Source organism: Streptomyces thermospinosisporus (assembly GCF_039526425.1).
Lineage (GTDB): Bacteria > Actinomycetota > Actinomycetes > Streptomycetales > Streptomycetaceae > Streptomyces > Streptomyces thermocarboxydovorans.
Window position 1 is genome coordinate 55,645 of sequence record NZ_BAAAIZ010000061.1, and the last position, 20,253, is coordinate 75,897.

20 protein-coding genes and 1 pseudogene are annotated in these 20,253 nt (G+C 70.5%); 5 read left to right on the forward strand and 16 right to left on the reverse strand.

Annotation, left to right across the window (positions count from 1 at the left end):
* Nucleotides 1–51: 51 nt before the first annotated feature.
* Nucleotides 52–1,554, reverse strand: coding sequence for a hypothetical protein (locus ABD207_RS20030; RefSeq protein WP_344014474.1), 1,503 nt, complete (start codon nt 1,552–1,554; stop codon nt 52–54).
* Nucleotides 1,555–1,778: 224 nt separating this feature from the next.
* Entirely contained in the window at nt 1,779–2,738 is a 960-nt protein-coding gene (locus tag ABD207_RS20035; protein ID WP_344014475.1) for a LysR substrate-binding domain-containing protein, read from the reverse strand.
* A 133-nt stretch (nt 2,739–2,871) separates the two neighbouring features.
* On the opposite strand from ABD207_RS20035, the gene ABD207_RS20040 reads away from it, so the two are divergent.
* Both ABD207_RS20040 and ABD207_RS20045 read left to right on the forward strand, forming a co-directional pair.
* Nucleotides 2,872–3,426, forward strand: a complete 555-nt coding sequence (locus tag ABD207_RS20040) for a peroxiredoxin (protein WP_344014476.1) — start codon at nt 2,872–2,874, stop codon at nt 3,424–3,426.
* A 3-nt stretch (nt 3,427–3,429) separates the two neighbouring features.
* Nucleotides 3,430–3,963 carry an alkyl hydroperoxide reductase gene (locus ABD207_RS20045; RefSeq protein WP_344014477.1) on the forward strand — a complete coding sequence of 178 codons (534 nt, stop codon included), beginning with the start codon at nt 3,430–3,432 and terminating at the stop codon, nt 3,961–3,963.
* A 114-nt stretch (nt 3,964–4,077) separates the two neighbouring features.
* Here ABD207_RS20045 and ABD207_RS20050 read toward each other — a convergent pair whose 3' ends face one another.
* From ABD207_RS20050 to ABD207_RS20065, 4 genes are all read right to left on the reverse strand, one after another.
* A complete protein-coding gene (locus ABD207_RS20050) occupies nt 4,078–5,457 on the reverse strand; it encodes an AI-2E family transporter (RefSeq protein ID WP_344014478.1) in 1,380 nt (459 codons plus the stop codon).
* 148 nt (nt 5,458–5,605) lie between these two features.
* A complete protein-coding gene (locus ABD207_RS20055) occupies nt 5,606–6,307 on the reverse strand; it encodes an aggregation-promoting factor C-terminal-like domain-containing protein (protein ID WP_344014479.1) in 702 nt (233 codons plus the stop codon).
* Between the two features lie 427 nt (nt 6,308–6,734).
* On the reverse strand, nt 6,735–8,060 hold the full coding sequence (gene phoH2, locus ABD207_RS20060; RefSeq protein WP_344014480.1) for an RNA 5'-3' helicase PhoH2: 1,326 nt from the start codon (nt 8,058–8,060) through the stop codon (nt 6,735–6,737).
* Nucleotides 8,061–8,465: 405 nt separating this feature from the next.
* Entirely contained in the window at nt 8,466–9,239 is a 774-nt protein-coding gene (locus ABD207_RS20065) for an isoprenyl transferase (protein ID WP_344014481.1), read from the reverse strand.
* Nucleotides 9,240–10,267: 1,028 nt separating this feature from the next.
* Between ABD207_RS20065 and ABD207_RS20070 the strand changes: the two are divergent.
* Nucleotides 10,268–10,630, forward strand: a pseudogene (locus ABD207_RS20070) (DUF192 domain-containing protein); the annotation flags it as partial.
* Nucleotides 10,631–10,802: 172 nt separating this feature from the next.
* Here the strand turns inward: ABD207_RS20070 and ABD207_RS20075 are convergent.
* From ABD207_RS20075 to ABD207_RS20095, 5 genes are all read right to left on the reverse strand, one after another.
* On the reverse strand, nt 10,803–11,381 hold the full coding sequence (locus ABD207_RS20075) for a hypothetical protein (protein WP_344014482.1): 579 nt from the start codon (nt 11,379–11,381) through the stop codon (nt 10,803–10,805).
* Nucleotides 11,378–12,097: an Imm52 family immunity protein gene (locus ABD207_RS20080; protein ID WP_344014483.1), complete on the reverse strand. Its 720-nt coding sequence runs from the start codon at nt 12,095–12,097 to the stop codon at nt 11,378–11,380. Before ABD207_RS20080 ends, ABD207_RS20075 begins: the two co-directional genes overlap by 4 nt.
* A 163-nt stretch (nt 12,098–12,260) precedes the next feature.
* Nucleotides 12,261–14,834: a Tox-REase-5 domain-containing protein gene (locus ABD207_RS20085; protein WP_344014484.1), complete on the reverse strand. Its 2,574-nt coding sequence runs from the start codon at nt 14,832–14,834 to the stop codon at nt 12,261–12,263.
* A gap of 165 nt (nt 14,835–14,999) precedes the next feature.
* Nucleotides 15,000–15,176 carry a hypothetical protein gene (locus tag ABD207_RS20090; protein ID WP_344014502.1) on the reverse strand — a complete coding sequence of 59 codons (177 nt, stop codon included), beginning with the start codon at nt 15,174–15,176 and terminating at the stop codon, nt 15,000–15,002.
* A gap of 76 nt (nt 15,177–15,252) precedes the next feature.
* A complete protein-coding gene (locus tag ABD207_RS20095) occupies nt 15,253–15,762 on the reverse strand; it encodes an ATP-binding protein (protein WP_344014485.1) in 510 nt (169 codons plus the stop codon).
* A 272-nt stretch (nt 15,763–16,034) separates the two neighbouring features.
* On the opposite strand from ABD207_RS20095, the gene ABD207_RS20100 reads away from it, so the two are divergent.
* Complete coding sequence (locus ABD207_RS20100) at nt 16,035–16,886, forward strand: helix-turn-helix domain-containing protein (protein ID WP_344014486.1); 852 nt, start codon at nt 16,035–16,037, stop codon at nt 16,884–16,886.
* A 9-nt stretch (nt 16,887–16,895) separates the two neighbouring features.
* Nucleotides 16,896–17,087 (forward strand): hypothetical protein, encoded by a 192-nt coding sequence (locus ABD207_RS20105; RefSeq protein WP_344014487.1) that lies wholly within the window; start codon nt 16,896–16,898, stop codon nt 17,085–17,087.
* A gap of 56 nt (nt 17,088–17,143) precedes the next feature.
* Here ABD207_RS20105 and ABD207_RS20110 read toward each other — a convergent pair whose 3' ends face one another.
* The 5 genes from ABD207_RS20110 to ABD207_RS20130 form a co-directional block, all read right to left on the reverse strand.
* Complete coding sequence (locus ABD207_RS20110) at nt 17,144–17,791, reverse strand: OmpA family protein (RefSeq protein ID WP_344014488.1); 648 nt, start codon at nt 17,789–17,791, stop codon at nt 17,144–17,146.
* Nucleotides 17,792–17,799: 8 nt separating this feature from the next.
* Nucleotides 17,800–18,372 (reverse strand): hypothetical protein, encoded by a 573-nt coding sequence (locus ABD207_RS20115; protein ID WP_344014489.1) that lies wholly within the window; start codon nt 18,370–18,372, stop codon nt 17,800–17,802.
* Nucleotides 18,373–18,401: 29 nt separating this feature from the next.
* The gene (locus ABD207_RS20120; protein ID WP_344014503.1) at nt 18,402–19,001 is read right to left on the reverse strand and encodes a pilus assembly protein TadG-related protein; all 600 of its coding nucleotides are present in this window, start codon (nt 18,999–19,001) and stop codon (nt 18,402–18,404) included.
* Nucleotides 18,998–19,195 (reverse strand): Flp family type IVb pilin, encoded by a 198-nt coding sequence (locus ABD207_RS20125; RefSeq protein WP_344014490.1) that lies wholly within the window; start codon nt 19,193–19,195, stop codon nt 18,998–19,000. The genes ABD207_RS20120 and ABD207_RS20125 overlap by 4 nt, the downstream gene beginning before the upstream one ends.
* 162 nt (nt 19,196–19,357) lie before the next feature.
* On the reverse strand, nt 19,358–20,224 hold the full coding sequence (locus ABD207_RS20130) for a response regulator (RefSeq protein ID WP_344014491.1): 867 nt from the start codon (nt 20,222–20,224) through the stop codon (nt 19,358–19,360).
* Between the last annotated feature and the right edge of the window lie 29 nt (nt 20,225–20,253).

Here is a 20,253-nt window from a genome sequence, read left to right on the forward strand (position 1 = left end):
TTCGTGTCGATGTGCCGTGATGCTTCCGGCGTGGGCTCGGACATCGGCCCCTCAGCCGCGGCCGCGCAGCCGGAAGAACCCTTTCCAACTCGCCCCGGACCGGCCGGGATCGAGCGTCCTGCTCCTGCCGCTCGCCCCCCGCCGGCGCCGCGGCAGTGCGGCAAGGGCGGGAGCGGCCCGGGCCGCCGCACCCGGCTCCGGGTGCCGGCCCTGGCTCGTGTCGCCTGCACTGGAGATGTCGCCCGCCCTGGAGATGTCGCCCGCCGCGTCACCCTCCGCCCGCCGCTCCTCGGCGGCCGGCAGCGAGGCGAGCGCCGACAGCACGGACGGCGACAACACGGGCCGCCCGGGGAAGAGTTCCGGCGAAGCGGGGTGATCCCGGGCCGCTTCCTGGGGGGCGGTCAGGGCGGGGACCGGTTCCAGTGCGGCGGGCTTCCCCGGGGCTGGTACGGGGGCAGTGGGCGCCTTCAGGGCGACTTCCTGTGACGGGGAGCGGCCGGCGTCGGACTCCTGCGACACGGACGCCGCCGGGGCAACGGCCTGCAGTGCGGGGCGATCCAGGCCCGCCTGCCGCGACACCGGCCGCTCCGGAGTGACCACCTGGGCGGCGGGCTGTCGTGGAGCGACGTCCGGCAACGCCACGGACCGACCCGCCGGCGGCGGCTGCTGCTGGACGCTCCGGCCGGGGGCGGCTGCCTGCGAAGTCACCGTCCGCCGGGACGCGTTGTCCGAAGGGGTGGACGACTCCTGCCCCTGTCGGCCGGGGCTGGAGGACGGCTTCCCCGGTGGGCGGCGCCGGCGCAGGGCTGCCGCCGGGTCGCCCTCGGTGCGGATCAGGACGGGGGACGCCTCGGGGCCGGGGCAGGTCAGGTGGCCCTCCTGGAGCATGCGGGAGATCTCGGCGGTGACCGTGTAGACGCTGCGGCCGGTGCGGAAGGCGATGTCGCGGGCGGTGCGGCGGCCGTCGGCGTGGGTGAGGAGTTCGCGCTGGGAGTGCGGCAGATGGGGCCAGGCGCGCTCGGCGAGGCCGGTCGGGACGGGGCGTTCGCCGTCCGGGCGGACGGAGTGGGGCAGGGCGGCGAGCGCGGCCAGTTTGCGGGTGGCCTCGTGCAGCAGGCGGGCGGGCGGTTCGCCCTGCTCGAGCGGTGCGAGCGGGTGGCCCTCGGCCGGCCGGGCGCACTCCTCGATGCGCCCGGCGAGGATCGCGAACACCGCGTCCTGCATCGCCATCATGCGGACGACCCGGAGCTGGACGGCTCCCGCGTAGCCGTGGGCGATCAGTCCGGCGGCGGGCCACTTGCCGGCGCCGGGTTCCCGCATCAGCTCGGCCCACTGTTCGCCGGTGACCCGCCCGGAGCGCAGCAGCAGCGCCTCCGGACCGGGAGCGCCGGGGCTCTCGACGGCGACCACCAGCCCGTCGCGGAGGTGGAAGGACCCGCCGGGCCGGCCGGACACCTGGATCTCGCCGGTGGTGTGTGCGGCGGCCGCGTCCGCGAGGGCCCGGGACAGTCGCCGGTAGCCGTCCCGGTCAAGGAAATCCCGAATACCGGACATCGCTCCCCTCGACTGCCGCACCGGTGCCCCGAACCGGGGCGGTACACGGTGATTTCGCACAAACGCCTGATGCGTCGCACTGAGGGGGTATGTCTATCAGTTCGGATTCCTGCTCAGGTGCGTGTCCGCGCAGTTGACGGAACCTGGACGAATGCACCGCCCAACCGGTCCCGGACGCACCCTTACCTGAGCAATTCGCACCCGCTTTCCGTTCAGTCCCGGATTCAGTCCCCGGGGCCGAGCACCCGCACCGGCAGCTCCCGCATCGCCTCCCGCAGGGCCGCCGCCAGCTCCTCGTACTCCGCCGCGCGGGCCGCGCCGGTGCGCATGGCGAGGGCGATCCGGCGGGTCGGGGCGGGGTCGGCGAAGTAGCCGGTGAGGAGCTGACTGGAGCGGGTGGTCTCCACCTTGACGGCGGTGCGCGGCAGCAGCGTCACCCCTAGGCCGCCCGCGACCAGCTGCACCAGGGTGGACAGCCCGGCGGCGGTGGTGGTGGCCGGGACGTCCTCCCGTCCCGCCTCCCGGCAGATGTCCAGCGCCTGGTCGCGCAGGCAGTGCCCCTCGTCCAGCAGCAGCAGGTTCAGCTCGCGCAGCGCCTCCCGCGGGATGCCCTCGCGTCCGCCGAGCCAGTGGTCCAGCGGGGTCACCAGCACGAAGTCCTCGTCGAACAGCGGCAGTTCGGTCACCCCCGGCACGCCGAGCGGCACCGCGAGCAGCAGCAGGTCGAGCCGTCCGCCGGCGAGGCCGTCGAGGAGGCTGGCGGTCTGCTCCTCGTGCACCTGGAGGTCGAGGTGCGGATAGCGTTCGTGGACCAGCCGCAGCACAGTGGGCAGCAGATACGGCGCGACCGTGGGGATGACGCCGAGCCGCAGCGCGCCGGTGAACGGGGCGCGCACCGCCTCGGCCTCCTCCATGAGGGCGCCGACCTCCTCCAGCACCGCCTTGGCCCGCACCGCCAGCCGTTCACCGGCCGGCGAGAGCAGCACCCGGCGCGTCGTACGCTCGAGGAGCGTCACACCGAGTGTCTCCTCCAGGGCGGAGACGGCACCGGACAGCGCCGGCTGGCTCATGCCTATGGCCGCGGCGGCGTCCCGGAAGTGCAAGTGCTCCGCCACCGCCGCGAACGCCCTCAGCTGCGCCAGGCTCGGCTGCCTGCGCCTGTGACCCGCGTTACCCACTGTCACTGATAGCTACCTCCGATCAACCCGACCGAGTGTAGCTATTTCAGTAATCAATGCATGCTGTGCCAGCATCGGCACAGTCCAACCCAAGGGAGACTTCCGCGATCCGGATGTCTCTGCGTTGCAAGGAGAGCGTGTGCTCACTGTCGGTGACAAGTTCCCCGAGTTCGAACTGACCGCCTGCGTCTCGCTGGAGAAGGGCAAGGAGTTCGAGACGATCAACCACAAGACCTACGAGGGCAAGTGGAAGGTCGTGTTCGCCTGGCCCAAGGACTTCACCTTCGTGTGCCCGACCGAGATCGCGGCGTTCGGCAAGCTGAACGACGAGTTCGCCGACCGCGACGCCCAGATCCTCGGCTTCTCCGGTGACTCGGAGTTCGTCCACCACGCCTGGCGCAAGGACCACGACGACCTGCGCGACCTGCCCTTCCCGATGATGGCCGACCCCAAGCACGAGCTGATGCGGGACCTCGGCATCGAGGGCGAGGACGGCTACGCCAAGCGCGCGGTGTTCATCGTGGACCCGAACAACGAGATCCAGTTCTCCATGGTGACCGCGGGCTCCGTCGGCCGGAACCCGAAGGAGGTCCTGCGGGTGCTGGACGCGCTGCAGACCGACGAGCTGTGCCCGTGCAACTGGAACAAGGGCGACGAGACCCTGGACCCGGTCAAGCTCCTGGCTGGTGAGTGAGGCATGTCCCTCGATTCCCTCAAGGCCCGGATCCCGGACTACGCCAAGGACCTGAAGCTCAACCTGGGTTCGGTCATCGGCAACTCCGACCTGCCCGCCCAGCAGCTGTGGGGCACGGTGCTGTCGACGGCCATCGCCTCGCGCTCGCCCATCGTGCTGCGCGAGCTGGAGCCGGAGGCGAAGGCGAACCTGTCGCCGGAGGCGTACCAGGCGGCCAAGGCCGCCGCCGCGGTGATGGCGATGAACAACGTCTTCTACCGCACCCGCCACCTGCTGTCCGACCACGAGTACGGCAACCTGCGCGCCGGTCTGCGGATGAACGTGATCGGCAACCCGGGTGTCGACAAGGTCGACTTCGAGTACTGGTCCTTCGCGGTCTCCGCCATCAACGGCTGCGGCATGTGCCTCGACTCCCACGAGCAGGTGCTGCGCAAGGCCGGCCTGGAGCGCGACGTCATCCAGGAGGCGTTCAAGATCGCCGCGGTGATCCAGGCGGTCGCCGCAACCCTGGACGCCGAGGCCGCCCTCGCGGAGTAACTCCGCGAACCCCTCACACGGCCAAAGGCCCGCCCACCATCCGGTGGGCGGGCCTTCGCCTTCGTACGCGGTCTCCGGGGCGGCCGAGCCGCCGTGCGCGGCATTGACGGCGTTCTACGGCTGCTCCCGGGGCTCCGGAGGTTCGCCGCCGCCCGGCGCCCCGCGTTCGCCCGGAGAGGGCTGTGCTCCGGGTGGGAGGGTGGTCGCCTCCGACAGAGCCGTTGCGCCGTGGGGCTTCGGGGAGTGGGAGACGTCGACCTCGGCGGAGTGGGCGCGGAGGTAGCCGACGACCGTGTTGGTCACGGCGACGAGGGGGACGGCCACGACCGCGCCGCCGATGCCGGCGACCATGCCGCCGGTGGCGACCGCCAGGACGACGGCCAGGGGGTGGACGCGCACCGCGCGGCCCAGGATGAAGGGCTGGAGGACGTGGCCCTCGATCTGCTGGACCGCCAGGACGACGGCGAGGGTCATCACGCCGGTGAACACGCCCTGGGTGACCAGCGCCACGACCACCGCAAGGGCGCCGGAGACGACCGCACCGACCAGCGGGATGAAGGAGAACAGGAAGATGAAGACGGCGAGCGGCACCGCCATCGGCACGTCGAGGAAGTAGATGCCGATGCCGATGAAGATGGCGTCGATCAGCGCCACGATCACCGTGCCGCGCACATACGCCGTGAGCGTGCGCCAGGCGGCCGGACCGGCGCCGGCGACGCCGGGGCGGGCGGCGGCGGGCACCAGCTTGAGCGCCCACTGCCAGATGCGCTTGCCGTCGTAGAGGAGGAAGAGGGTGGAGAAGGCCGCCAGCAGGATGCCGGTGAGCGCCTCCACGACGACCGTGACGCCCTCCAGGCCGGCCGAGGTGATCTGCTCGGTGTTGTCGCCGACCGCCTCGCGCAGGTTCTTGGCGATCTCGTTGATCTGCTTGTCGGTGACGTGGAAGGGGCTGTTGAGCAGCCAGTTGCGCAGCTCGTCGATGCCGTCCTGGATCTGGTCGGAGAGGTTGTCGATGTTCTCCATGACCTGCCAGGTCACGAACCAGCCGATGAGGCCCATGACGACGAAGCCGAACAGCGCCGTGAGTGCGGTGGCCGGGCCGCGCGGCACCCCGATGCGCCGCAGCCGGGCCACCGTCGGCTGCAGCAGGGCCGTGATCAGCAGCGCGGCGACGAACGCCAGGACGACGAGCTGGACGGCGCTGATGACGCGCATCAGCACCCAGAGGGTGCCCGCCAGCACCAGCAGCCGCCAGCCGGCCTCGGCCGCGACCCGCACACCCCACGGCACGGCCAGGGCGGGGTCGGGCCGGGGCCGGACGGCGGGCGCGTAGCCGGGCGGCGGCGGCACGGACGGCGTGGCCGCGGCGGACTCCCCGTCCTCCGGGCCCACCAGCTCGCCGCGCTCGACCTCGGCCCGGCGCTGCTCCAACCGCTTTCCGGCCTCGGACAGCCGGGTTCCGATCCGGTTCAGCCACCCTGGCACTCGCGACATGCTCCGTCCCTTTCCCCCGTCTCGCCCCGCCACTCCCCGCAAGTCGTCGGTCAGACGGTACATGGCGAAAGCCCCGCACCGTGGAACGGCGAGGGGCTGTGCCGAGGCGAATGGGCCCTGGTGGGCGCCCTGGTGGGGCGGACGAGCTCTAGTACCAGTGGTTGGCCTGCCAGAAGGACCAGGCCTCGCAAGGGCTGCCGTAGCGCTCGTTCATGTAGTTCAGGCCCCACTTGATCTGGGTGGCCGGGTTGGTCTGCCAGTCGGAGCCGGCAGAGGCCATCTTGGAGCCCGGCAGGGCCTGGAAGAGGCCGTAGGCGCCCGAGGAGGGGTTGACGGCCTTGTAGTTCCAGCTGGACTCGTGGTCCACGATGTTGCTGAAGCACTGGAACTGGCCGGCCGGCACCATCTGGCGCGCCATCGCCTGGATCTGGGCGACGGTGTAGGAGCTCTGTACGGCGAAGGCGGACGCGTCCTTGGAGCGGCTGGCGGCTTCCTCCTCCTTCTTCCGCTCCTCGGCCTCCTTGGCGGCCTTGGCAGCCTTCTCGGCGGCCTCCTTCTTGGCGACCGCGGTCTCGGCGGCTGCCTTGCGGGCGGCCTCCTCGGCTTCCTTCTTCGCGCTCGTGTCCGCTGCAATGGCCATGGTTTCGGCCTGCTGCGTCAGGGACGCGGTCTGCACCTCGGCCTGCTGGCCCGCGGGGATGTCCGCGAGCAGCGTCGTGGCACCAGTTGCCGTCGCTTCGGCGTCGTTGTTCTGCGCGGTGCTGCCCGAGGCAACACCGACGACGCTTCCGACAGCGGTGACCGCCGTGGCCGAGGCCACTGCGAATCCCCGGACCGAGATCCGGCTCACACGGTTTCCTTCCAGCATCGCCCGCTTCGGTGACCCTCGCGGACGCAATCGTGCCCCTGGCACTGGCCTCCCCAACTGCGGGTCACGGGAGGCACGGGCCCGGTGGGCAACTCCCCGAGGGGAGTGCCGCGTGGTGCTCGGGCGGCATACGACGACGCTATGCAGTTGAAGCTGTGTCTTCTGTTGTGCCGTACCGCTGGGGGTACGGCCGTGTCGTATGCGGGGCCTGACAGGAGTGAGACTTTGCCGTAACCAGACGGCGCAAGGCAATTCCGCGTTGCGTGTGAAAGCTCACATGCCGTTTGGGCCAGGGGATTTCCGGAAAGCGGCACACGCGCCGACGCCGCCCGGCTAGGCTCTACGCCTTTCCGGACGGCGCCAACTACTGCGTAACCGCACCTTGTTGGTACGGATCAGGAGATGAGGGTCAGACCTGCCCGTCCTCCAGCATTTCGGTCACAAGGGCCGCGATCTGGGACCTCTCGGAACGGGTCAGGGTCACATGGGCGAAAAGCGGATGCCCCTTGAGTTTCTCGACAACCGCGACAACGCCGTCGTACCGGCCGACCCGGAGATTGTCCCGCTGGGCGACGTCGTGGGTGAGCACCACCCGTGAATTGGCCCCGATCCGGGACAGCACGGTCAGCAGAACGTTTCGCTCCAGCGACTGCGCCTCGTCCACGATCACGAAGGCGTCGTGCAGCGAGCGGCCCCGGATGTGCGTCAGCGGCAGCACCTCCAGCATGCCGCGCGAGGTGACCTCCTCGATGACCTCCCGGCTGGTGACCGCCGAGAGCGTGTCGAAGACGGCCTGCGCCCAGGGGCTCATCTTCTCGGCCTCGGTGCCGGGCAGATAGCCCAGCTCCTGCCCGCCCACCGCGTACAGCGGGCGGAAGACCATCACCTTCTGGTGCTGACGGCGCTCCAGGACCGCCTCCAGGCCCGCGCACAGCGCCAGCGCCGACTTGCCGGTGCCGGCCCGGCCGCCCATCGAGACGATGCCGACGTCCGGGTCGAGCAGCAGGTCGAGCGCGATCCGCTGTTCGGCGCTGCGGCCCTTGATGCCGAAGGCGTCCCGGTCGCCGCGCACCAGACGGACATTGCCCTCGGCGGTGACCCGGCCGAGCGCCTTGCCGCGCTCGGAGTGGATCCTCAGCCCGGTGTGCACGGGCAGGTCGGCGACCTCCGGCACGTAGACGTGCCCCTCCTCGAAGAGGATGTCCACCTGCTCACCGGGCAGGGTCACTTCGGACATTCCGGTCCAGCCGGAGGAGTCCGTGATGGCGAGCTCCGCCCGGTACTCCTCGGCGACGAGCCCCACGGAGGACGCCTTGATCCGCAGCGGGAGATCCTTCGACACGACCGTGACGTCGTACCCCTCGGCCTGCAGATTGCGGGCGACGGCGAGGATGCGGGAGTCGTTGTCCCCCAGCCGGTAGCCGCTGGGCAGCACGCTGGGGTCCGAGTGGTTGAGCTCGACACGCACGGTCCCGCCGAGGTCCCCGATCTGGATGGGGGTGTCCAGCCGGCCGTGCCGCACCCGGTAGTCGTCGAGCAGGCGCAGGGCCTGCCGGGCGAAGTAGCCGAGTTCGGGATGGTGCCGCTTGGCCTCCAGCTCCGTCACCACGACGACCGGGAGCACGACCTCGTGCTCGTCGAAGCGGGTCAGGGCGTTGGGGTCGGCCAGCAGGACGCTGGTGTCGAGAACATAGGTGCGCCGGTCTGGCTTGTGGCGCTGTGCGCTGGTCACCACGGAAGGACGTACCCCCTCGGATGAGGTCGGGGAGCGACGGAGCGGAGGCTGGGCCGGGAGGGAGCCGAGGTCCAGGCCGGTTGCCGGCCGCCCCGCACCAGCGGTGGCCGGGAACCGGCCCTCCGCTGCTTTTTCCGTGCCGTGACCGCTCGGTCGGGCTGGTGCAAAAGGGCCTCCCGGGCGGACGGCACCCGCGCCGCCCGCTGAGATCCGACACCCGTGGTTCGGGTGTCGACCTGTCTGGCTTATGCCCTCGAACAAGCGCTGCCATGCAACGCCGCGTCATGGCGCGCAGGTGAACTCCGGGTGAGGTACGGGGGAGGTGCCGGGGCCGGTGCGCCGGTCGGTGCCCTGGGAGTGCGCCGTAAGTGCGCCGGTCAGCGCCCGGGAGGCGGAAATCCTGCGTCAGCCGCCGTAACGCCGGTGGCGGGCCGCGTAGTCGCGCAGGGCGCGCAGGAAGTCCACCTTGCGGAAGGCCGGCCAGAAGACCTCGCAGAAGTAGTACTCCGAATGGGCGGTCTGCCAGAGCATGAATCCGGACAGCCGCTGCTCGCCGCTGGTGCGGATGACCAGGTCGGGGTCGGGCTGCTCGCGGGTGTAGAGGTGACGTCCGATCATGTCGATGTCGACGGCCTCGGCGAGCTCCTCCATGGACATGCCCTTCGCATGGGCGTCCAGCAGCATCGAGCGCACCGCGTCGGCGATCTCCTGCCGTCCGCCGTAGCCGATGGCGACATTGACCGTTATGCCGTTGACCTCGGCGGTGGCGTCCTCGGCCTCCTTGAGGGTGCGCTGCATCCCGGCGGGCAGCAGGTCGAGGGTGCCGACATGGTGGACCCGCCAGCGGCCGTCGGCGGCGAGGGAGCGCACCACGTCCTCGATGATGCCGAGGAGCGGGACCAGTTCCTCCTTGGGCCGGTCGAAGTTGTCCGTCGACAGCAGCCACAGGGTGACGACCTCGACGTCCGTCTCACTGCACCAGCCGAGGAACTCCTCGATCTTGTCCGCGCCGGCCCGGTGGCCCTGCGCGGTGGTGGACCCCGCCGCCTTCGCCCAGCGTCGGTTGCCGTCCATGATGACGCCGATGTGCTTGGGCACCTGAGCGTGGTCCAGGTGGCCTTCCACCCGGCGCGCGTACAGCCTGACCAGCAGGCCGCGCAGCTTGTCGCGCAGGTTCACGTGATCGTCAGCCCCTCCGTACGGATCGGACAGGCGTGGCCTCGGCCGCGCTGCGCGGCCTGCGACCCGGTGCGGGTGCGGTCGGACCCTGTCCGTGTGGCGGTCCCCGGAGCGGAAGCCTACCCCCGCGAATGCCGGGGTCCCCAACCTCCGGGGTAGGGGCGAATGTCACGGCTGCGGGGGCTGCCGGGGTATTGCGCCGGTACGCGGCCCGCTGGACTGTCTGGGGGTGCCTGGGGGTGCCTGGGGGTGTCCCGAGCCACGGGAGGCGGATCCGGGAGGCTGTCCAGGCGGAGAGCGCCGGGCGCACGCCGGCGGACGCGTCCAGGGGCGAGAAGCGGCCCTGGCCCGGCGGGAGCGGAAGCGAAGGCACGGGGGAAACGCGGGGGCAAGAAAAACGGGCCGGTCCGTGGGGGGGAGACGGACCGGCCCGAGGGGGGGTTTCCACCATAACCCTTCGTAAGGGATGCCGTGCACATTGACGCCGTATAACTACCCTCCGAAATCAGCCGGCGACGCCGCGATGCCCTCGGAGGGCGTCGTTCATCACCTTTCCCTGGCCGAAATCAGCCGGAAAACAGCGGAAAACCGGGTATTGAGGGGATGCCGTGAAGGAAGTGACGGCGCGAGGCACCGATCGCGACAACTCTTCCGGCCGTCCCTCCGATGGGTGACCCGGGCGCGGCGCATGCGCTTGACTCGGGCGAGCACCGCGCAGCCCCTCCACTGCGCGGTACCACCCCCCGCGCAGCTTTGCTGACGCGAATTTCCTTGGTCTGAACCTACGGGGACGAGGGTCGCGAAGGCGAGCCGGGAACCATAACGATGCGGAAACTCCTGGGACGACTGGTACGCATGGTGCATTGCCACCCATATGGCACACATGGGATCAGAGTGGCCGGACACGGAGCGTTGCGGGGCGAAAACGGGCGCCGGCGGGAGGAGTTGAGCGGGAACGGTTGCGTCGGGCGGCCGAGGCGGCAGGGTAGGGCCTGGTCGTTCACAGGGTTGCGGTGGAGGAGGGTGCCGTGGGGCGCTGGCGGGACGGGTTCGGCGTGCTGGTCGTGAAGCCGGAGGGCGGTGAGGCGCGGCGGGTCCCGCTGGAGATCGCCTCCTCGTACCGGGCGCGGACCAAGGGGCTGCTGGGCCGGGACGCGGTGGAGGGGGCCCTGCTGCTGACTCCGGCCAACAGCGTGCACACCTTCCGGATGCGGATCCCCATCGACGTCGCCTATCTCGACCGGCGGCTCCGGGTGATCGCCGTAAGGACGATGCGGCCCGGGCGGCTGGGCCTGCCGAGGGTGCGGGCGCGGCACGTCCTGGAGGCGGAGGCCGGGGCGATGGCGGGCTGGGGACTGACCGCGGGCGCTCAGGTGGAGGTCGACACGGAGTCCGGCGGGGCTTCCGGACCCACCGGCCCGGCCCGCAGCGCCGGGACCTCCGGGTCGGCAGACTCCTCCGGGTCGGCAGGCTCCTCGGCGTCGTCTGGCCCCTCGGCGTCGTCAGGCTCCTCCGGGTCATCAGGCTCCTCCGGGTCCGACTAGGGCGGGCCCGGTACTCGGCTCACGGCGCTGAAGTGTCGGGGAGTTCGGGGAGTTCGGGGAGTTCGGGGAGTTCCTCGACCGGATGCGTGGTGACCAGGGCCGTCAGGACCATGGGGGCGTCGCCGTCCGGCTGGTTGAGGGAGAGGGACAGCCAGCGGGGAGCGTCGTCGGAGGCTCCGGGCGGGTGCAGGGGACCCCAGACGCTCAGGTCGCCGAAGTAGTCCATCGCGGCGAGGGTCCGGAACGGCTCGGGCAGCGGCGGGTGCGGGTCGGGGCCGGTGCGGGTCCGGAAGAGGGGCACGCGCATGGACACGGTGCGGTGCGGGCCCCAGCGGTCGTCCAGTACCGCCGTCAGGTCGGTCAGATGGGACTCGGCCTGCTCCTCGGCCGCGTTCCAGTCCGCGCCGTAGACGCCGGTCAGCCAGGGGCCCTGCCAGAGCGGGAGGAGCCGGAAGCCCTCGCCCCGGGTGCCCGCCCACTCCCCCGTCGCCGGGTCGCTCTCCGGGGTGACCGGGCCGGAGGCGGGGACGGGGGCGGACAGGGCGGCGTCGAGAGCCTCGAGGGCCGCCTGCAGATCGAACGGTTGGCCGGTGCTCACAGGGTGGGCCTGTCCATGGGCTGCGGCAGGGGGTCCAGGGCGCCGGCCGCCTTCAGCGCGTTGTAGGCGCTGACGACCGGTGCGGTGTCGCCGGGCTGGGCGATCGTCAGGAGGGCGCCGCCCTCCGGCTCGGTCAGCCGGCGGGTCGCGTCCGCCAGACCGCCGGGGATCCGGCTCGCCCGCCCCGGGGACAGGTATCCCACCCAGCCGACCGACGGTGTGCCGATCTTGAAGCCCGCCTCCTTCTTCAGCGCCGCCGTCACGGCGCGGTCGCTCACGTCGCCGTAGTCGGGGTGCCAGGTCTCGGCGACGGCGGTGAGGAGCTCGGCGTCGGGCAGACGGGCCTCGTCGGGGGCGACGATCGTGGCCACCAGGGACTGGAGCAGGTACTGCGGGGTGCCGCCGGCCAGGGCGGCGATCTCCAGCTTCCAGCCGGGTGCCGGGTCGGCGGCGAGCAGCCGCAGCGACGTGCCGTCGGCGGCGGACCAGTCGTCGGCGGCCTGGGCCGCGCGGAGGGCCTCGAGGAGCGACTTCTCGTCCGGGCGGACGGGGGTGGATTCGGTCGTCCGCCAGGTCCGGCTGCCGTCGTCCGCCGTCTTCTGCACGGCGTCGGGAAGCAGCTCGGCGAAGCGCGTCAGCGTCGTGCTCCAGCGCGCGGCGAGCGCCTCCGCCGGCTCCTGCCGGGGACCCCAGAAGCCCCGCACCACTCGTCGCATCTCGGTACTGCCCCTTCCTCGTGCTCGCAGGAAGTCTGTCGTGGCGGCCGGTACATCACCGCGTCACCACATGACCACGTCACCACGTCATTACGTCACCATAGGCCGCCCGGCGCGGCGCGTCCGGCCGTGGGCGGACGCCCGGGTCGCGGCCGGACGCCCGTCAGTCGAACTGCTCGGGCCTGCGGTCGCCGGCGACCGGCTTGGCCGGGGTGTGGACGACCTCGATGTCCAGGCCCGCGTCCTCGAAGGCGTCCCGGGCCGCGTCGGCGACCTCCCGATTGGAGAAGTGCCACTCGACGGACTTGCCCCGGGCCGCCTCGACCTGACGGCGTGCCTCCTTGAGCAGGTTCTCCCGGCCGGACGCGGTGAGTTCGGTGCGGTCGGCGGTCAGGTAGCTGTCATAGCCGTTCTTGGCCTCCAGGTAGGTCTGGCGCGAGGAGTCCCAGCCGTCGAACTCGACGTCCGGCACGTCCGGGTCCGGGTGCGGGACGACGTACTCGTATCCGCGCTTGGTCCCGGTGACCTGCTCCTGGTAGCGCAGCCAGGACTCGTTCTTCCAGTTCGGCTTGGGGTTGCGGTCGCGGCTGGCCCAGAAGCCGTCGCCGTTGTCCGCGTCGCCGTAGGTGCGGCTGCGCAGGTCGTCCGCCCAGTCCGGCGGATTGTAGTTGCGCGGGTCGCTGGTGTCGTTGCGCTCCGGGTCCGGCCACTTCTTCTTGGCCTTCAGCGCCTCCTTGGCCCGCTGCGGCTCCTCGGCGCGCTTGCGCGCCAGGTAGGCCTCGCGCTCCTTCTTGCGTGCCTCCTCAGCCTGCTTCTTGGCCTCCGGGTCACAGCCCTCCTCGGCACGGACGACGTACGCCGGGCCGGCCTGCGCGGCGGCGAGTACCTCCGTCCGGCCCGGGTTCAGCCCGGTGCCAGGGGTGGTGCCGGGTGCGCCGTCGCCGTACGGGATCCCCCGGTGCGGGGCGGCGATGGTGCAGCCGGTCTTGCGGGCCGCGTCCTCCGCCTCGTCGGCGGCCTCGTCGGCGCGGCGTGCCGCGTCCTCCAGGGCGTCCATGTCACCGGCCTTGGCGGCGCGGCGCGCGTCCTCCGCCGCATCGGCGGCGTCGTCGATGACGCGGGTCAGCCGGCCGAGGCTGCCGATCTTCTCGGCGATCTTGGCCTCGCCGTAGCCGGGGATGAACAGGGAGCCGACGTTCCAGATGACGGTGGAGACGGCCCGGGTCTTGTTGCCCTTGTTCCACTGGTCGGCGACGTCGTCGCCGATGAACATGTCGTACAGGACCGTGCCGCCGGTGCTCAGCGAGGCGCCGCCCCAGTCCCAGATCGCACCGAAGTAGTCGCCCTTGTCCCACTTCTCGCGGGCGTCGGCGGTGTTGTTCCACCACTCCTCGCCGAGCGAACTGCCGTAGTCCGCCAGACCCTTGAGGGTGTCGATCGGGTTGGTGACGACGTCCCAGGCGCCGGTGATGTCGCCCCAGATGCCGTCGACGAAGATGCCCTCGCCGACCTGCTTGATCTGGTCGCCGGCGCAGCTGAAGAAGGCGCCGAAGCCGGAGAAGCAGCCCTCGTCGTCGCCCTCGGAGTCGCCGCCGTCCCCGTCCTGGGTGGGATCCTCGTACGGCGGCTCGTCGATCTCCTCCTCGTCCGACACGGGGTCGGCGAGGTTCGGGTCGGCGCCGGGGGCGCCGTCGTCGCCGGTGCCTTTTCCGTTTCCGTCGCCGGTGCCGTTGTCGCCGGTGCCCGTGCCGCCGTTGTCGCCGCCCGTGCGGCCGTCGCCGGTGTTGCCGCCGGTGTTTCCGGTACCGCCATTACCACCGGTACCACCGGTACCACCGGTACCGCCGTTTCCTCCGGTACCGCCTGTGTCACCGCCGGTCCCACCGGTTCCGCCGCCGGTGTCACCGTTCCCTCCGGTGTCGCCACCGCGGCCGTCCCCGGTGCCGTTCCCGTCACCGTCGCCGTTACCGTTTCCGTCCCCGGTGCCGTTGCCGTTGCCGGTGTCGCCGCCGTTGCCGTCTTCGGCGGTGACCGTGCCGTCGCCGCCCTCCGGGCCGGGGCAGGCAGCCCCGGTGACCTTGCAGATCTGCGACTGGATGCCGGTGAGGATCTGCGTGCCGAGTCCGCTGAGGACCAGCGCGGCGATGATGGCGGCGACGACCGCGATCAGGCCCGCGTACTCCACGGCCGTCTGCCCCTCGTCCCGGCGCCAGCGGATCATCCGGGCCAGGGAGAAGGGACGGTACGGCGGGCGGGAGCCCTCCGGGAGGCGGTACCAGTCGCGGCTCTCCCGCCGGGTGAGGAAGTAGACGATCAGGATCGGCAGGAGCAACTGCATGGCGCCCCGGGTCGATCCGTCCGCGATGTTGGAGATCGCCCCGAAGATCAGCCACCCCTGAACGGCGAGCAGCGCCGCCCAGGCCCGCGGGCCGCCGTTGCGCCGCGTACGGCGCGCCAGCCACCAGCCGAGGGTGCCGGGGGCGGCGGCGTACGCGATCTGGGCGAGCAGGTTGCCGTCGACCGCGTCGTACGAACTCGCGGTCAGCAGCAGGCCGATGCCGCCGAGGACGGTGACCGCGAAGAGGGTGTGGACGAGGACGAGGGCGAAGAGGAGCGGCCTGGGCAGGGCGGACCGGCGTCCGAAGGCCCCGGAGGATCCGGAGGGCGGCACCGACGCACCGCCCGCCGCTATGCCGCCGCTCCCGCCGGCCCCGCTCGCTCCCCCGACCGACGCCATGCCGACTCCCCCCTCGGACCGTCAAGTTCCGTGCTTGCGCGCAGCCTTCGCAGCCGCGCATCTGGCGAGCGTAGGGAGGGACTCCCGGGAGGGCATGGGCCCGTGGGCCCAATGGCGAGCCCAAATCCGGGCCGGGAAGCGGAAGGTCGCGGAGAGTCGCGGAGGTCAGAAGATGCGCCGGCCGGGCGTGAGGACGCCGTCCGGGTCGTGGCGCCGCCGGGCGGCGACGAACTCGGCGCGGAACGGACCGAAGTGGCGGGCCCAGTCGTCCGGGGTGAGCGGTACCGAGCCGATCGGGTGCCAGCAGCCGCCCGCGTCCACCGTCACGTCGTACTGGCGCATTCTGATCACGTCCTGATCGGAACAACCACGAAAAGCCCAAGCAGGTGGAGTCGTTCCGCTTGTCCGCCGGGCGGGTTCAGGGATGGACGGCAACGTACGTACGGCTTGTACCCCTGGGGAGGACCGCCCACATACGGGTGCCGCCGCCCGGTTCTCTCGCGTCGCCGAAACCCCAGTCGCCGGAGCAGGCCTTCACCACGCAGGCGAGCAGCCGGAGCGCCGCTCGGCGGCGAGTGTCGCAGGCGGCGGCCAGGCGGGGGTGGGTGTGACGTGGGTGCGTGTCGTAGAGGATCACGCGCAGGGTGTCGTCCCGGTAGCGGAGGGAGAGGTACGCGTTGGTGAAGGGCGCTAACCGGTAGGCACAGGCGGTGAGTTCGCCGACCACTTGGATCGCGGCGTCCGTCATCTCCTCCAGACCGTGCGCCTTGAGGATCGCGCGGGTCGCGGTACGGGCGATCGACGGGCTGTGCGGGGCCGCGGGGAGGGTGAGGCTGTAGGAGAGGGATTCGGGGGACGGTGGGGTGGATGCCGGGCCGCCAGGGTCGTCGGGGGCGGCGATCGGACAGAGGGAGCCGGAGGCAGGCATGACGAATTCCGTTCAGTGAAGGGGGGTTGAGTGGTTGACGGTTCGGACCGGTGGCTTGTCTCCCTGACGCGGGCTCCACCCCTCCCAGGGCAGAAGAGTGCGGGCGGGCCGCGCGATGCACTTCCGGTCAAGCGTTGTAGTGGTCGACCTGTCACGGACGGTAGAGGAAAGGGTGGCAAAGTGCCACTCGATCCGAGCAATTGCCACTCGTGTGGGTGGACCCTGCCCCCGCAAGGGGGCAGACTGACGCCGCTACCGGGAGGAAGTGACACATGCCGCCGAGGGCAACACCCACCGAGCGCCAGAAGCGACTGGGCGCCGAGCTACGCAAGATGCGTCTCGCAGCAGAGGTGTCCACGGAGTACGCCGCCGGCCTGCTCGGCATCGACCGGACGAAGATCTCCAACATTGAGGCGGGCGTGCGGACCGTCACTCCCGAACGCCTGCGCACTCTCGCCTGCAACTACGACTGCCGCGACGAGGCGTACGTAGACGCCCTGGTGCAGATGGCCAGTGACCGGACGCGCGGCTGGTGGGAGGTGTACCGCGGGCAACTGCCCGCCGGGCTCCTGGACATCGCGGAGCTGGAGTGGAACGCCAAGGCGGTGCGCGCGGGCCTGGCCATGCACGTACCGGGTCTCCTGCAGAACGACGCCTACGCCCGCACGCTGTTCGCCGCCGCGCTGCCGCCCCTGTCACCCGCCGAGATCGAACTGCGCGTCGCCCACCGCATGCAGCGCCAGCAGGTGCTCCACCGGGAGGATCCGATCACCTACGTGGGATACGTCCACGAGGCGGCGCTGCGCGTCGAGTTCGGCGGGCGTAAGGTCATGCGGACACAGCTCGACCACCTCTGCGAACTGTCCGAGCGGGACAACATCGATGTGCGCGTCATCCCGTTCAGCGCCGGCGCCTTCCCCGGGGCCGGGCAGGCCGTGACGTACGCGGAGGCCGTGGTGCCCCAGCTCGACACCGTGGAACTGGACTCGGCTCACGGTCCCGAGTTCCTGCACGGGCAGTCGCAGCTGGACAAGTACCGCGCTCACCTGGACTGGATGGAGGGCGCGTCGCTCTCGGCGGCGGACTCACGTGACTTCATCCGCAGCATCGCCAGCGACTTCTGAGGAGTGCCGATGCCAGACATCACCTGGGAAGAGCCGTACTGCGCCGAGGGCGCCAACTGCTTCCGCATAGGCACCGACGAAGACGGCAACGCCTACATCGCCGTCGCCGGGCAGGAAGACACGCCCCTCAAGGACAGCCGGGATGCCCTGCGTGCCCTCATCCTCGAGATCAAGGCAGGCAAGGCGGACCACCTGCTGTGAGCCCGGGCCGCTCGCCCCCGCCTGTGCGGGACTGCGAGCGGCCCGATGCTCCCTCGTCAGTTCTCGACGCGCGGGAAGGAGACCTCCACCCGGCGGTTCTTCTTCCGACCGGCCTCGGTGGAGTTGTCGGCGATCGGGTACTGCTCGCCGTAGCCGCGTACCTCGTACGTGATGTCGGAGTCGTGCAGCTCGTCCTCCAGGACACCGTGCACAGCGTTCGCCCGCTTGCGGGACAGCACGTCGCCGTGCGCGGAGGAACCCAAGTTGTCCGTGAAGCCGAAGACACGGACCTTCGTCGCGTTCTGCGCCTTGATCTCCTCGGCGATCTCCGCGATCCGGGACTTGGCCTTGGCGCTGAGCTTGGCGCTGTCCTTGCCGAACAGCACCTCCGCCTGGAGGGCGAACTTCACGTCCGAGTTGGTGTCCTCACGGCGCTCGTCACCGCTTTGGTCTTCGACAACCTGCTTGATGTCGAGAACCTTGGGCTCGGCGAGCGTGGCGCCGTCGGGGAGCTTGAGGTCCGGATCGTTGGCGTCCACCTCCACGGGAGCGGAGGGCTTGGCCTCGGTGCCCGGGGGGACGCTGGGGCCGTCGGCGGCAACAGCGACCGTCGCGCCGTAGACACTCGTGGCGATCAGGAAGGTCGTCGCGGTCAGGGTCAGGGCCAGCCGCGATGGCGTGGGGTGTGTGTAGTTACGTGTCATGGCCGGCCTCACCCAGAGATCTGGATGGTGGCGCTGGCGAACGTGGGCAGCTGGAAGGAGACCTCGGTCGTGTCCTCCGGGGGTGCAGGGAACTGCATGAACACAGGGATTGACGCACCGGCCTTGAGGCGCGGCATATCAGTGGTCGTCAGCGGGCGGCCATCAGTGTCGCGCAGGACGTAGTAGCGCTTCTTGCTCTTCGAGTCGACGAGCGTGGCGCCCCCAAGTGAGGACCCGTGTTTGATGATCTCCGTCTCGTTTCCGGCTGTACGCACCGAGACGCGCGCTGACTCGGAGCCGTCATTCTTTAGCTCCCCGCTCACCGTGACGAAACCACCAGCATCCCTGGTGGCAGAGGTGATCTTGAGCATCAAGCCGTCTTCACCCTTGAGCTCCGCCAGGACCTCGTCCTGCCCCTCCTGAGGACTCTTACCGGCGTCCTTGGAGGCTGAGCTGGAGGACTCGGGCTTCTTGTCCTCGTCTCCCCCTCCACCGCAGCCAGCCATGCCCAGGGTCAGTCCGGCCACAGCGGTCAGCACGACCATCCCCCTGCGGGCCTTCGTAGTGAGCCGCATGCTCATGCTTGCTTCCTTCACTCGTCGTTCGCTTCTCAGTCGGCCAGGTGGACGTCGAACAGGTCCTCGGGCTTGGGCAACAGATCCTTGGGATCCTTCGGGTCGAGCTTCCACTGCCGGTCCTTACAGTTGAGCAGAGGCAGTGTGTCGCCCCCTTCCTCCCAACCCAGGAGGTTGAACGTGCAGCGGGGCTCGATCACCGCAGTGGCGGATTCCTGCGACTTTTTGTTCTCCGTGCCGGGCACGATGGAGTCGCCCACGGTGTCCTTCGTCTCGACCTCGACCGTGTAGCCCAGGAAGCCTTCCGGCACGCAACTGAGAACGGTCGCGTCGTTCTGCGCCGCGAGCTGGTCCGCTCGCCAGCAGGACTGTCCCAGCCCCTGCGCTTTGCCGTCGAAAATGTCCTGCCACTTGGTGGGGTCGAGAAGATTCTTCAACCAGGCACCGGTGAGCTGGTCACGCCGGTCCTGCGCTGCAGCAAGGGCCGCCGCATCTGCGGCAGTCTGCGCTTCGTTCCTATTCGCCGCGGCCTGGCCGACCGCCAAGTATGCGAACGCGAGGAAGAGCAGGCCCCCCACCACCGTGATGTAGATGGGGAAAGCCTGCCCTGCGTCGCCGTACCTGCGAGGCATCAGCCGCCGGTGACCTCGTCGACCTTGTCGACAATGGCGTCGTAGATCGACTGCCCGATGTCCGTCCCCGTGATCGCCAGCACGATCGCCACGACCACCGCGATGATGCCCAGGTACTCCACCGCGGTCTGGCCCTTGTCGTTGCGGGCGGCGCGGGTCTGGAGGTACGCGACCGTCGTGTTGATCCAGTTGCTCATGGTGTTCCCCTCCGGCTGACGCTGATGTTGCGGCCGCCGTCGTCTTCATCGCGGTGCCGCTTTCGACACCAGAAACGTACGGCCGGACACCCCGCCCGCCAGAGGGTCCCAGGGCCCAATCGCGGGCCCAATCACGGGCCCAGTTCCTCATCTGCATGGTCGTCAGCCCACCCCTCGGCCCGAACCCGGTGCCGTACCGAGCCACTTCGCCGCGGCCTCCGCACGGCTGGTGCTGTGGAGCTTGGCGAAGATGCGGTTGATGTGGTTCTTGACCGTCTTCTCGCTGATGAAGCAGGTGGCGGCGATCTGCTGGTTGTTCATCCCGGATGCGATGAGGTCCATGATCTCCGCCTCCCTCGCGCTCAGTTGGAACCTCGACCTGTCGGGAGCGGCCGGAAGGCCGCCTGTCCACCTAGACGTCGACTGTGCCACAGCCGGTTGCACTTGCGAAAGGTTTTCTGGCGAAGCAGGTGATTGAGGGATATGCGAGAGTCCCGCATTCGGTGAACTCATGCGCGGGTCATCGGTTGTGGCGCCGAGGCCATCCGGCAGGGGTGCGCCCCCATTGCCCCCCTCGCGCAGTTGCGCCAGCAATGCCCCGGCGGCAGTCGGCGTGAAGTGGGGTCTGCCTTCCTTGATGTCCCGTACTGCGGAGACCAGTTGGTCCGCCGTGAACTCGCCGTAAACCAGGTAGCCGCCCGCGCCCCGGCGCAGGGCCTCCTGGACGATCTCCGACTCCCTGCTGTAGGTCAGCATCATCACGGGTGCCAGCTCCACCAGGTACGGGAGGGCCGAGAGGCCGTCCACTCCCGGCATGCGGACGTCCAGCAGGATGACGTCCGGCTGGTGCTCGCGCGCCGCGTCGTAGGCCTGCCGTCCGTCGGCGACCTCCGCCACGACCGTGATGTCGTCGCGCCCGGAGAGCAGTGCGGACAGGCCGGCGCGGACCACCGGGTTGTCGTCGGCCACGACCACCCGCAGCGGCGCGGGGGTCGGAACGTTCTCGAACGGGTTCGGCGGTGGCTGCATGGGGGCGGCCTCCTCTCCGGGCGTGGGGG

Coding starts and splice junctions, on each gene's coding strand:
- ABD207_RS20030 (WP_344014474.1), bottom strand. CDS start 1,554: ATGTCCGGTATTCGGGATTTCCTTGACCGGGACGGCTACCGGCGACTG.
- ABD207_RS20045 (WP_344014477.1), top strand. CDS start 3,430: ATGTCCCTCGATTCCCTCAAGGCCCGGATCCCGGACTACGCCAAGGAC.
- ABD207_RS20050 (WP_344014478.1), bottom strand. CDS start 5,457: ATGTCGCGAGTGCCAGGGTGGCTGAACCGGATCGGAACCCGGCTGTCC.
- ABD207_RS20080 (WP_344014483.1), bottom strand. CDS start 12,097: ATGCGACGAGTGGTGCGGGGCTTCTGGGGTCCCCGGCAGGAGCCGGCG.
- ABD207_RS20085 (WP_344014484.1), bottom strand. CDS start 14,834: ATGGCGTCGGTCGGGGGAGCGAGCGGGGCCGGCGGGAGCGGCGGCATA.
- ABD207_RS20090 (WP_344014502.1), bottom strand. CDS start 15,176: ATGCGCCAGTACGACGTGACGGTGGACGCGGGCGGCTGCTGGCACCCG.
- ABD207_RS20095 (WP_344014485.1), bottom strand. CDS start 15,762: ATGCCTGCCTCCGGCTCCCTCTGTCCGATCGCCGCCCCCGACGACCCT.
- ABD207_RS20100 (WP_344014486.1), top strand. CDS start 16,035: ATGCCGCCGAGGGCAACACCCACCGAGCGCCAGAAGCGACTGGGCGCC.
- ABD207_RS20105 (WP_344014487.1), top strand. CDS start 16,896: ATGCCAGACATCACCTGGGAAGAGCCGTACTGCGCCGAGGGCGCCAAC.
- ABD207_RS20110 (WP_344014488.1), bottom strand. CDS start 17,791: ATGACACGTAACTACACACACCCCACGCCATCGCGGCTGGCCCTGACC.
- ABD207_RS20115 (WP_344014489.1), bottom strand. CDS start 18,372: ATGAGCATGCGGCTCACTACGAAGGCCCGCAGGGGGATGGTCGTGCTG.
- ABD207_RS20125 (WP_344014490.1), bottom strand. CDS start 19,195: ATGAGCAACTGGATCAACACGACGGTCGCGTACCTCCAGACCCGCGCC.
- ABD207_RS20130 (WP_344014491.1), bottom strand. CDS start 20,224: ATGCAGCCACCGCCGAACCCGTTCGAGAACGTTCCGACCCCCGCGCCG.